The organism is Mesorhizobium sanjuanii, from assembly GCF_002529485.1.
Taxonomy (GTDB): domain Bacteria; phylum Pseudomonadota; class Alphaproteobacteria; order Rhizobiales; family Rhizobiaceae; genus Mesorhizobium; species Mesorhizobium sanjuanii.
This window is the reverse complement of record NZ_NWQG01000187.1, coordinates 1-10,917: the sequence shown is the minus strand read 5'-3', so window position 1 is coordinate 10,917 and position 10,917 is coordinate 1. Positions and strand designations below refer to the sequence as shown.

Here is a 10,917-nt window from a genome sequence, read left to right as displayed (position 1 = left end):
TCCTTGGAGACCGCGGCGAGGGAATAGTATTGCTGGAGCTCGAGGCGCATGACGCGCGACGGCTCGGCGGCGCGATAGCCGCCCGGAAAACCCGCGCCCAGCGCGATCGGCACCTCGCCGAAGATCGTTCCCGGCAGCCGCCAGCCCAGCGTCCGCTCGACGCCGTCGAAGGTTTTCACCACTTCGATCTTGCCGGCCACAACCGCGAACAGCGCGGCCTCGCCGCCCTCATGCACCGCGAACTCGCCGGCGCTGAGATGCAAATCCGCCGCGGTCCGCGCCAGCCGCTCCAGCTCGCCCGCCGGCAACCCCGAAAACAACGGGATCGCTCCCACTTCATCCACTGTCAGCATGGCACCCCTCGCGGGATGCTGTTAGCGGATTTTTACTGTGGGGGGCAACTGGAAATGGGGGGCATTTTGCAACGGCTGAGCTCAACAAAGCACCGTTGCCCTAGTTTTGAGAATGGTTTTGCTACACATTTCCGGCCATGTGCAACCTCTACAACATCACCACCAGCCAGGAGGCGGTCCGCCAGTGGACCCGTGCCTTGCGCGACATCCTCGGTAATCTCGAGCCGTCCATCGATATCTATCCCAACCAGCCCGGCCCCGTGGTGCGCAACGCGCCGGACGGGGCGCGCGAGCTTGCCAATCTGCTATGGGGCATGCCGACGCCGATCGAGCGGGTGAAGGGCAAGGCCGACTACGGCACCACCAACATCCGCAACCCGCAATATGGCCACTGGCAGCAATACCTTGGTGCCGAGAACCGCTGCGTGGTGCCGGTGACCAGCTTCGCCGAGCCCAGCCCGACGCCCGGCGACAAGGACCCGGACACCGGCGTTCAGCGCAACTATTGGTTCGCGCTGAACGAGGATCGGCCGCTGTTCTTCTTCGCCGGCCTGTGGACGCGCTGGCAAGGCGTGCGCAAGGTCAAGGACGGCCCCGGCGACTTCGAGCTTTACGGCTTCATGACGACCTGGCCCAACGCGCTGATCGCGCCGATCCACGAAAAGGCGATGCCGGTCATCCTGACCACGCCGGAGGAAACCGAGACCTGGCTGACCGCGCCATGGTCCGAAGCCCGGCACCTGCAGCGTCCGGCGCCGGACGACGCACTGGTGATCGTCGAGAAGCCGGCCACGCAGATCAAGGTCCCGCCGCAGGCGCCGTCGGCGCCGGCTCAGGGCTCGCTGTTTTAAAACTTGAATTTTTGCAGCGTCCAGATGTAGCCCTTCGGTGGATGGTCCTGGTCGATGAACTGCGTCTTCACCTTCGTGTCCGTGCGGCTGCACTGCTTGCACCTGAATCGGATGGTTTCCAGCGGCTTGTTCCAGCCCACCACCTTGGCCACGTCGTTGGCCTTGAAGCGGCCGACATGGTAGCAGTGGTGGCACTCGACGATCAGCAGCATGTTGGCCCTCGCGGCACGTCCAACGCTGTCCATCGGCCCGGCCATGGCTCATTTCCGGCTGGAATAGTCCTCGGGCAGCGGCAACAGGCCAAGCCCGGCCGTGCGGAAATCGGGTTCTCTCTCCGCCACGGTCGCCATCACCGCATGCAATCTGTCCGTCAGCCCGCTCAATTGCCAGAACAAGGCGCCGTTGGCCTTCAGGTGCAACTGCGCCGCGAGTATCGTGTCACGCAGGCGCAGCGCATCCCGGATGATCGCCTCCGCGTCGCGCGCGAACAAGCGATCGTTGCGGCTGTTTCGTCTGCCCACTTGCGGCTCTCCTCAGCGTGCGGGCAACCGCCCACCTCCTGACAAATAGGAACGTATTCCTCGTCGAGTCAATTCGCCCTTGACAGTTTTGTTCCGTTTTTGTTCACTATCCCCTAACGACCATTTGGAGGTCATCACTATGGATCACATTGTGACGCTGGACAGCCGCCAGGAGACCGCCCTGCAGGCCATCGCCGACAAATTCATTGCCCAGCACAAGGGCGATGCGGTGAAGGCGCTGAAGGAGATGATTGTGCTGAACGGGCATCTGCAGGAGCGGCTGGATGCGTACTCGGTAGCACACCGGGCAGCACGTTGATTAGCTAAGACCTCCCGGCTAGCCAGCGCGCCTAAGGTCTCAGGAATGGCTTGCGCACAGGGCTGAAAGATGGATAGTTCGCGCGATGGCGACAACAGACGTACTGCGCGGGGCAGACTTGTTCGGAGTGGGTTCCTATACGATACAGGAAGCCGCTCGACTTATCCGCACACCTGCAATCAATGTCTCTCGATGGATGAAGGGCTACAGTTATCGTCGAAAGGGTCAACTGTTCGAAAGCCCGCCACTTTGGCGGACACAATGGCCGACCGATGACAATGACCCGATCGAGATAGGATTCCGCGACCTCATTGAGTTAAGGTTCGTAAAGGTCTTCACAGAAGCGGGCGTCGGCCTTCTGGCGATTCGCAACTGTCTTGATTTCGCTCGTCATCTTGTCGCGAACGACCATCCTTTTTCGACCCGTAGATTCCGTACTGACGGCAAGAGCATCTTCTTGGAAAGTGCCAAGCACGCCAGCGATGAAAAGGAGATGCTCGACCTTAAGCGACGCCAGTACGTTTTTGGCCAGATCATCGAGCGCACGTTCAAGGATCTCGACATTGAGGAAGACGCGGTCGCTCGTTGGCGCCCGTTCAATGGCAAAGACTCTATTATAATCGACCCGAACCGCTCATTTGGGCAGCCAATTGCAGCGGAGTCAGGTGTGCCTACTATCGTTCTTGCACAGGCTGTCGAGGCGGAAGGAAGTCAGGAGCGGGTCGCTCGGCTTTTTGAGGTCTCGCTGGCGGACATAAAGGACGCAGTGCGCTTCGAAAGCACGCTCGGGACGGCGTGAAGGTCCTGATTGACGAGAACCTTCCTCCTGCGCTGGCAAAAGCGCTTCACGCACTGTTCAACGGGGATCACCAGGTGGTTCACCTGCGTGCCCGTTTCGGATCGGGTGTGAAGGACCGCGAGTGGATCGAAAAACTTAGCGCTGAGGGAAGATGGATCGTGATATCCGGCGATCGGCGGATCACGCGGAATCGTGTCGAATATGCCGCCTTTCGAAACTCTCGGCTGGTAGGATTCTTTCTGTCGAAGGGTTTGTATAAGGCGCCGCTCGTCAAGCAAATGGAACGCATTCTTTCGCTGTGGGGTGCGATCGAAACACAGTCAGGAATCGTCGCTGGTGGTGCCATGTTCATGCTGCCGATGAAAAGCACCAAACTGGAGCAGTTAAAGTAGCCGTCCTCTGCAAGATACTCACCGCCCACCATTTTCCCATCCTTCGCGATCGTCGTGCCCTTGCGATAGACGGCGCGGCCATTCGGCACACCGACCATCTCCTCGGGCATGCGCCACCTTCAGCGTCACGAAGTCGGTGCTCGTGCCAATCGCGATGCCGTAGTGCTCCAGCCCAAGCGCCCGTGCCCCCCGTCTAGGCAGCGCCGAGAATTACGCCTCGGCGATCATGGCGATCGAGATCTTGAGCCTGGGGATGCGGACAGGGAGCTTGGCGCCTTGGCGTGCCGGCGGATCGGTCGGAAACCACTTCACCCATTCTTCGTTCATGCCGGCAAAGTCATCCTCGTCGGCGAGGATGACGGTGGCGCTGACGGCCTTGTCGAGCGTCGTTCCGGCGGCTTTCAGAATTGCCGCGATATTGCGCAGGGCCTGCGCTGTCTGCTCCTGTATCGTCTCGCCCACAATCATGCCCGTCGCCGCGTCGTAGGCGGCCGTCCCGGAGACAAAGACCAGTCCCGCACATTTTACCGCGTGGCTGTAAACGGGTGGAGCTTTGGGGAGATCATCACCAGATACGATGGTCCGCGACATGTCGATGCTCCTCTTCTGGTGATTGTCTGCCTGCGCCCGACAACAATCAAGTCGACCGGAGAGCCCTTGGCCGAATTGGCGACAGGCTCGAAAGCGCGCGCCTCAGCTGCACCGGTGTGCGCCACGGTCTCTGCTACTCTCCACCACCTCCGCATACACCCTCACCACCCCATCCTGCCCGCGAATGCGCCAGCTCTCCCCGTCCCGCGCCTCGACATGGCACGGCCCGATCGGCACCTTGCCGCCGCCGTCCGGCAGGTCCAGCACGTAGACGGGGTTGCAGATGCCCGACAGGCGCTGGCGCAGCGCGGCGGCCAGCGCCTGGCCCTCGGCAATGGTGGTGCGCCTATGCGCCATGCCGCGCGCGAGGTCGCCGTGGTGCAGGTAATAGGGTTTGACGCCCAGCCGATACATCAGCCCGCGGCAGAGTTCCTCCAGCTCCTCGACCGTGTCGTTGACGCCTTTCAAGAGAACGCTCTGGTTGAGCAGCACGAAGCCTGCCTGCCTCATTGTGCGGCAGGCCGCTTCAGTGGCCTCCGTGATCTCGCGCGCATGGTTGAAATGAGTGACGACGGTGACCATCAGCCGGCCCTGCAGAGCCTCGACCAACCCTGCGGTGACGCGCGAGGGCAGCGCCACCGGCACGCGCGTGTGGATGCGCAACAGCCTCACATGCGCGATGGCCTCGATGCGGGCGCGGATTTCGGCCAGCGCCTTGTCCGGCAGGGAGAGCGGATCGCCGCCGGTCAGGATCACCTCGCGAATTTCGGGATGCGCCTCGATATAGGCGAAGGCCGGCTCCAGCGCGCCCTGCGAATAACCCCGGCCGATCGAGGTCAGCGATTCCTTGCGAAAGCAGAACCGGCAATAGACCGCGCATTGATAGGTCGGGAACAAAAGCACCCGGTCGGCATGGCGATGCGTCAAGCGTGGCACCGGGCTGAATTCATGGTCGGCGATCGGATCGTCGAGCTCGCCCTCCGCTTCCACCAGTTCCAGCGGCGACGGGATGACCTGTGCTCTTATGGGATCTTGCGGGTCGTTCCAGTCGATCAGGTCGAGATAGGCCTTTGGGATGCGCACCTTGTGGTTCGCGGCCGCCGCTTGCGCCGCCGCGCGCTCGGCTGGGGAGAGCGGCAGGTGGTCGAGATCGCGCACATACCGCACGCCCTGGCGGACGTCGTCCTGCCAGGCGGCGTCGTCGCGCGTTTCATGGGCGCGCTCGTCATCGGCCATCATGGCGGCGTCGACAGCCACGCTGGCGTCCGGGATGTCGAGGTGTGAAGTCATCGAAGGGCTCCTTGAACTCGGGCTGCTCGATACAGCATTGGAGCCGGGCCTTGAAGGCAATAAGCGTTTCTGGATGAAGGGAAGGCCGCGCGCAGCGCTGAAGCTGCCGATCTCCCCCCTTGTGGGGGAGATGTCCGGCAGGACAGAGGGGGGCGCGAAGGAACGCCAACCTGGTTCCATCCGCGACCAGGCTGGAGCGCTGCGCATCTTCTGAACGCGCAAGGGACGCTCTGAACCAACGCGGCAGAACAACCCGAGGAAGCAAAGCGATAAATTGAGAGAGGTCGGAGGGACAGCGCCCCCCTCTGCCCTGCCGGGCATCTCCCCCACGAGGGGGGAGATCGGCAGCTTCAGCGCCGCTTCCGCCGCTTGCCTGATTACCAGCCTTGCGCCGCCCACGAACCCATAGGCGTTCACGCCCAATGGTACTAATCTGCCCTCAGGGAATGGGCTTCGGGGGGACTTGGCAAACAATGGATTTCAACTCTGGCCATGGCTACCTGCTCATTGGCGGCCTCATCCTGGTTGGCGCCGGGCTGCTGATCCTGTCGCTGATCGTCAACCTTCGCGTCGCCCACAGCGTGCGCGACGACGTGCGCCATCGCGAAAAGCTGCTCGAATATTATCGCAACATCTTCTCGCAGCTCGGCGTCATCCTGATCGGCATCGGCGTTTCCCTGTTCATCTTCTTTTTCCAGCAGAATTATCAGGACCAGCGCAAGCGCGAGACCGAACTCCAGCAGGTTCTGGCCAAGCTAGCGGCGCGCATTGCCAGGGGCAGCGCCGTCGCCGGATCGCTTGGCGAATTCGACGAACTGCTGGATCAAGGCGGACCCTATGTCAGCCCGGAGCTTGGCGGCAACAACGCCGCAGTCAGCGCTCAAGGCGCCGCGCTCGCCAAGCAGGTCTCGGAGATTCTGCTGGTCGAGCGCGACGTCGATGTCCAGGGGTTCGATATCCTCAACCTGTCGCGCGATTTCGAATCGTCCTTCGTCGTCAACGAGCTCAACCCGACGCTGTGGTTCAACCTCGTGCGCGACGAGAGCGACATCAAATACGCCACCACCCAGATCGCCCTCGACTACAAGGATTTGCAGGACGCCATCGGCGGCGAACCGGTCGAGGTCGCGGTCGCCGATCCTGAAAAGGCGCGCAGGATCAAGCAGGAGGTGCTCGACATCTTCTATGACGCCGATCTTTTGCGTCAGCGCAGCCGGCGGTTTCTCGCCCGCGCCTGCTGGCTGTTCAGCAACGGGCGCGGTTTCGTCAAGCTGGCGCCGGTCGAGGCGATCGAAGCCGATGCCAGATCGCACCAGGAATGGATCGACCGGTCTAAACCCGTCCTGACGCAGATGACCTCAGGCAGCGGCGACTGCTTGAAATTGCTCCAGTTCGGCCCAGCGACCTGAACCGGCCGCCCAGAGCATTTCGCAGCCAAGTGGATCACTTGGCGTAGCACAAATGCAGCTAAGACAAACAGATAGTGCGGGATGCACCGTTCAATCCAAAATGCATCCCGCTCTATCTGTGGCTAATCGCCGACGCGCGCGAGCGTGCCGAGATGATTGCCGTCGAGAAATTCCACCGTCATGGCCGACGCCTTGCCGTCGGGGCCGAGCACAAAGCTCACGCCGGACGGCGCGTCCGGTGTCTCGGCGTCCGGATAGGTCAGGAACATGTCGCGGTCGAAATGCTCCAGTGAATAGGAGCGAGCGCCGCCCGGCCCGAGCTTGAGCACCAGGCCGTCGCCCTCACCCGACACAACCGCGTCGCCGATGAAGTCGTTGAAATAACGGCCTGTATAGGTGCTGGCCGACCCGGCCGGGCTTGCCGGAGACGACGGCGCTGCATAGGTCGCCTTGGCCGCCGCGACCGCCGGGCCGAACAGGCTCGCATAGGCATCGTCCCATGCCTTGACCCAGTCCTTCTCGACCTTTCCGTCAAAGGCCATGTCGGCGAAGCTTTCGGACAGGCCTTCCGGCACGCCTGTCGAAAAGGCGTTGGCGATGACCACGATGCCAAGCTTCTCCTCGGGAAAGAGCGTCACCAGCGTGCGGGCGCCGACGCTGAAGGCGCCGGCATGCCCCCAGCTCAGTCCGTGCCGGCCGAATTCGACATTCCAGCCAAGGCCATAGAAGGACTCGCTGCCGGAGACCGGGTTCCTGCCCCGCGTCATCAAAGGCACATGCGTCTCGGCCAGCGCATCGGCGGCTATCAGCGGCTTGCCGTCATAAACGCCGTCGCCGAGCACCAGGCGCACCCATTGCGAGAGATCGCGCGCCGTGGAGCTGACGCCGCCGGCCGGAGCCTGAGCGTCCGGATCGCGCTTTATCTTCGCCGCCCAGACGCCATCGACCCTGACGTGCAGTTCGGCGCGGTTGGCGTGCTTGAGGAAGTCCGCATAACGCGAACTGGTCGAGGCCATTCCAAGCGGACGATAGAGCTTTTCCTCGGCGACCTCCTCCCAGGGCTTGCCCGTCGGCCTTGCGGCCGCGGTTGCGCCTTCGGTCAGGCCGAAATTGCTGTAGGAATAGCCGGCGCGAAAGCTCGACAGTGGCGGCACGAAGCGCAGCCGATGCAGGATCTCGGCGCGGTCGTAGCCAATGCTCTCGAGGTCGTCGCCGGCGGTGCCGGGCAGTCCGCTGCGATGCGAGAACAGGTCGCGGACCGTCAGTTCGCTGGTCGGATAGGGCTGGGACAGCCGGAACGCCGGATCGAGGTCGGCAATTTTGGAATCCCAGGAAACGATCTTCTCGCCGACCAGCGCCGCCACGATCGTGGCCGAGACCGGCTTGGAAAGCGAGGCGATCTGGAACACCGTGTCGGCGTCGACGGCCTCAGGCTTGCCGGCCTCGCGATGCCCAAACCCCTTGAGAAAGACCACCTTGTCGTCATGGACGACGCCGATGGCGAGACCCGGCACCCCGCCATCCGCGACGACGCCGTCGGCGAGCGCCTCGAGCTTCGACAAGGCAGCAGCCATGCGGTCAGGTGCGATGTCGTCGGCCGACGCCGCATGCGGCCAAAGCACGATGGCGGTGGTGAAAGCCCAAATCCGCCAATGGCGCAGAGTCCGGTTCATGGTCGAGTCCCTCGGATCGCCTGCATGCACACGGCCATGTCCGGGCCCTGACGCAGGGGAACCTAACCTGACAACCGGCCTGCCATCCGTCAATGGATGCTATGGCCAAAGCGGTTTGCACGGATGTCAGAGCGTGCGTTTGAATGCGGTGACCAGGATGTCCCCGCCGCCGAGATCGGTGTTGAGGATGTCCGAGGCCCACAAATCATATTGCGGGCAGCGTCCGAAGCTGAGCGCCCTATAGAGGGCGACGGCATGCTTCATGAAGTCCGCGGTGTGCAGTCCGATGGTCCCGTAACCCTCCCGGCGCGCGCGATCGATGCAATATTCGATCAGGCTGCGGCCAAAGCCGCGGCCACGTGCTGACGGATGCACGGCGAGCGTGCGGATGCCTGCCCAGCCTGCCGGCAGTCCGAGCCCTTCGTCGCCGGCCTTCGGGTAGTAGACGACGCTGCCGACGACCTTGCCGGCGCTTTCAAGCACCATGATGTCGCCGTGGCCCTTGTGCTGTTCGAGATCGGCGGAGAGCGCGATGTATTCGAACAGCGCCCGGTCCGGGATCGCGCCCCGATAGGTCTCGAACGCCCTGGCGATCATGACCGAAAGATCCGGACGTTCCTTGCCGGTCGCCGGCCTGATGATGGTGGTGTTCTTGTCAAGCATGGTCATGTCAAGCATGTCCGCGTCCTCGTCTCTGTTTCAGTTCTGGGTCGGCCTCGGCCTGATCTGCTCTAGGAGCCGCCATGTGTTGATCGGCAGCCCTGCATCGGACCACGGCGTTATCAGCCGTTTGCTCTTTCTGAAGCCAGTGACATGATTTCAGTGACGCATTGAATGAAATTGATCACACTCGAGCCGATCTCAGGCCGCCACCGCCATGGGTGTGGGTGCCTTCAGGCGTCAGCTCCGGCACGCGGTTGGAGAGGGCCGCGAGCCTGGCGCACTGGTCATGATCGCGACGCCGGAGGCGACAAGCATCTCGTTCGCAACGCTGGCACCTGCTTCGTCAGCGCCCGCGTGACCGCCCAACGCGTCCATCCTGCTTCATGATGATCTCGCGATGCGGATAGGGGATGCTTATGCCGTGTTGCTTGAACGTGTCCCACAGCGCCAGCAGCACCCTGCCGCGCACATTGGTCAGGCCTTGCTGAGGGTCGTGGATCCAGAAGCGCAGGACGAAATTGAGCGAGGAGTCGCCGAAGTCGGTGAGCCAGCAGACCGGCCGCCGGTCCGCTTCGACCCGGCCGACGCTCATGGCGGCTTCTATCGCCAGTTCACTGACCTGGTGCGGGTCGGCGTCGTAGGAGACGCCGAAATTCACGTCGAGCCGCACGAGGTTGTCGCTGAACGACCAGTTGATGACCCTTTGGGTGATGAAGTCTTCGTTCGGGATCAGGTATTCGCGGCCGTCGCGCGTCACCACCGAGACAAACCGCGCCCGCAATTCGCGCACCCAGCCGAAAGTGCCTTCGAGCGAAATGGTGTCGCCCGGCTTGATCGACTTGTCGAGAAGGATGATCACGCCTGAGACGAAATTTGAAACAACCTTTTGCAGCCCGAAAGCCAGGCCGACGCCGACGGCGCCGGAGAATATCGTAAGAGCCGTCAGGTCGAGACCGACGGCAGACAGAGCGATGGCACCCGCCACCAGCACCAGGCCGACCTTTGCGACCTTGCCGACGAGGACACGGATCGAAGGTGTCAGCTCTTCGGAGATCCGGACGCGCTCATCGATATACTTGCCGACGACCACCGCGAGCCAAACCGTGGCGATCAGCAACAGCGCCGCTTTCAGCACCATGAGCGCCGAAAGGCGGACCGCGCCCAAAGGTATTGCGAGACTGTCCAGGAAAACGGCGGTGTCGTCATCGATGCCCAGGATGACGAGGGCCGCATAGATCCAGGTCAGCCAGCCGAGAGCACGCGCGACAAAGCGGTTGCGGATGATGCGCGACAGCACCGACGCGAACAGCCACGCCAGCGATAGCGAGAGCGCGATAGTGATGAAATGGCTCCGGCTTGGCCAAGTGACGGCCCGCATCAGAACGAGCGCGGCGACCAGAAAGATCGTGAACAGGATCCAGTCGGTACGCCGCAGCAGGGCAACGACGACCCGCAACAGTCCGGGATGCCCCTTGATCTGGCGTGCCCGGTTCTCCAGGAGCGGTTCGATACGCCGCGCCGCGAGCTTGGCTACGAGGAAGAGCGCAACGATGATTGCGACCTGATAGAGAACCCACGGCGTGGCGGCATAGTCGAACCATCCGCTGGCCCAGGCCAGCGATCTATCGATGGCGTCGCGAAAATCCATTGCCACACGACCGTTATGGACTGGCTGACAACTCGCCATCCACAATGTCGCCGGCCTCGCGAATGGTCAAGCCGGCGATCAGGGCGCCTTCCGGCGCCGGTGCTCCGTGCCTCAGCTCCTCAACCCCGGCGCTTCCTGGCCGGTGCGCTCGACATATTCGGTATAGCCACCGCCATAGGTATGGATCCCCTCCGGCGTCAGTTCCAGCACCCGGTTCGAAAGCGCCGCCAGGAAATGCCGGTCGTGCGAGACGAACAGCATCGTGCCTTCGTACTGCGAAAGCGCCGTGATCAGCATCTCCTTGGTGGCGATGTCGAGATGGTTGGTCGGCTCGTCCAGCACCAGAAGGTTGGGCGGATCGAACAGCATCAGCGCCATCACCAGCCGGGCCTTTTCGCCGCCCGACAG

The 10,917-nt window shown here is 62.7% G+C and carries 14 protein-coding genes; 5 read left to right on the top strand and 9 right to left on the bottom strand.

Features of this window, described 5'->3' with window-relative positions; translation table 11 throughout:
• A partial coding sequence (locus CN311_RS24900; protein ID WP_133117254.1) for a Crp/Fnr family transcriptional regulator occupies positions 1 to 353 on the bottom strand: 353 nt, incomplete at its 3' end.
• Positions 354 to 490: 137 nt separating this feature from the next.
• On the opposite strand from CN311_RS24900, the gene CN311_RS24895 reads away from it, so the two are divergent.
• Positions 491 to 1,204, top strand: a complete 714-nt coding sequence (locus CN311_RS24895) for an SOS response-associated peptidase (protein ID WP_097576326.1) — start codon at positions 491 to 493, stop codon at positions 1,202 to 1,204.
• On the opposite strand, the gene CN311_RS24890 is transcribed toward CN311_RS24895, so the two are convergent.
• Together CN311_RS24890 and CN311_RS24885 are read right to left on the bottom strand one after the other, a co-directional pair.
• Positions 1,201 to 1,461, bottom strand: coding sequence for a hypothetical protein (locus CN311_RS24890; protein WP_097576325.1), 261 nt, complete (start codon positions 1,459 to 1,461; stop codon positions 1,201 to 1,203). The genes CN311_RS24895 and CN311_RS24890 overlap by 4 nt on opposite strands.
• Before the next feature lie 3 nt (positions 1,462 to 1,464).
• Positions 1,465 to 1,695, bottom strand: coding sequence for a hypothetical protein (locus CN311_RS24885; protein WP_097576324.1), 231 nt, complete (start codon positions 1,693 to 1,695; stop codon positions 1,465 to 1,467).
• A 169-nt stretch (positions 1,696 to 1,864) separates the two neighbouring features.
• Here CN311_RS24885 and CN311_RS32710 point away from each other — a divergent pair, with 169 nt between their 5' ends.
• From CN311_RS32710 to CN311_RS24870, 3 genes are all read left to right on the top strand, one after another.
• Entirely contained in the window at positions 1,865 to 2,044 is a 180-nt protein-coding gene (locus tag CN311_RS32710) for a hypothetical protein (protein WP_097576323.1), read from the top strand.
• Between the two features lie 85 nt (positions 2,045 to 2,129).
• The gene (locus CN311_RS24875; protein WP_097576322.1) at positions 2,130 to 2,843 is read left to right on the top strand and encodes a DUF433 domain-containing protein; all 714 of its coding nucleotides are present in this window, start codon (positions 2,130 to 2,132) and stop codon (positions 2,841 to 2,843) included.
• The gene (locus tag CN311_RS24870) at positions 2,840 to 3,235 is read left to right on the top strand and encodes a DUF5615 family PIN-like protein (protein ID WP_097576321.1); all 396 of its coding nucleotides are present in this window, start codon (positions 2,840 to 2,842) and stop codon (positions 3,233 to 3,235) included. The genes CN311_RS24875 and CN311_RS24870 overlap by 4 nt, the downstream gene beginning before the upstream one ends.
• Before the next feature lie 210 nt (positions 3,236 to 3,445).
• On the opposite strand, the gene CN311_RS24865 is transcribed toward CN311_RS24870, so the two are convergent.
• Together CN311_RS24865 and CN311_RS24860 are read right to left on the bottom strand one after the other, a co-directional pair.
• Positions 3,446 to 3,826: a RidA family protein gene (locus tag CN311_RS24865; protein WP_097576320.1), complete on the bottom strand. Its 381-nt coding sequence runs from the start codon at positions 3,824 to 3,826 to the stop codon at positions 3,446 to 3,448.
• A gap of 102 nt (positions 3,827 to 3,928) precedes the next feature.
• Complete coding sequence (locus CN311_RS24860) at positions 3,929 to 5,062, bottom strand: KamA family radical SAM protein (protein WP_165779835.1); 1,134 nt, start codon at positions 5,060 to 5,062, stop codon at positions 3,929 to 3,931.
• Between the two features lie 527 nt (positions 5,063 to 5,589).
• Here CN311_RS24860 and CN311_RS24850 point away from each other — a divergent pair.
• Positions 5,590 to 6,525 (top strand): hypothetical protein, encoded by a 936-nt coding sequence (locus CN311_RS24850; RefSeq protein ID WP_097576317.1) that lies wholly within the window; start codon positions 5,590 to 5,592, stop codon positions 6,523 to 6,525.
• A gap of 122 nt (positions 6,526 to 6,647) precedes the next feature.
• Here the strand turns inward: CN311_RS24850 and CN311_RS24845 are convergent, their stop codons facing one another.
• The 4 genes from CN311_RS24845 to CN311_RS24830 form a co-directional block, all read right to left on the bottom strand.
• Positions 6,648 to 8,198: a serine hydrolase gene (locus CN311_RS24845; RefSeq protein WP_097576316.1), complete on the bottom strand. Its 1,551-nt coding sequence runs from the start codon at positions 8,196 to 8,198 to the stop codon at positions 6,648 to 6,650.
• A 126-nt stretch (positions 8,199 to 8,324) separates the two neighbouring features.
• Positions 8,325 to 8,867: a GNAT family N-acetyltransferase gene (locus tag CN311_RS24840; RefSeq protein WP_245440941.1), complete on the bottom strand. Its 543-nt coding sequence runs from the start codon at positions 8,865 to 8,867 to the stop codon at positions 8,325 to 8,327.
• 337 nt (positions 8,868 to 9,204) lie between these two features.
• On the bottom strand, positions 9,205 to 10,509 hold the full coding sequence (locus CN311_RS24835; protein ID WP_097576314.1) for a mechanosensitive ion channel family protein: 1,305 nt from the start codon (positions 10,507 to 10,509) through the stop codon (positions 9,205 to 9,207).
• Positions 10,510 to 10,620: 111 nt separating this feature from the next.
• On the bottom strand, positions 10,621 to 10,917 hold a 297-nt coding region (locus CN311_RS24830), incomplete at its 5' end, for an ATP-binding cassette domain-containing protein (protein WP_133117252.1).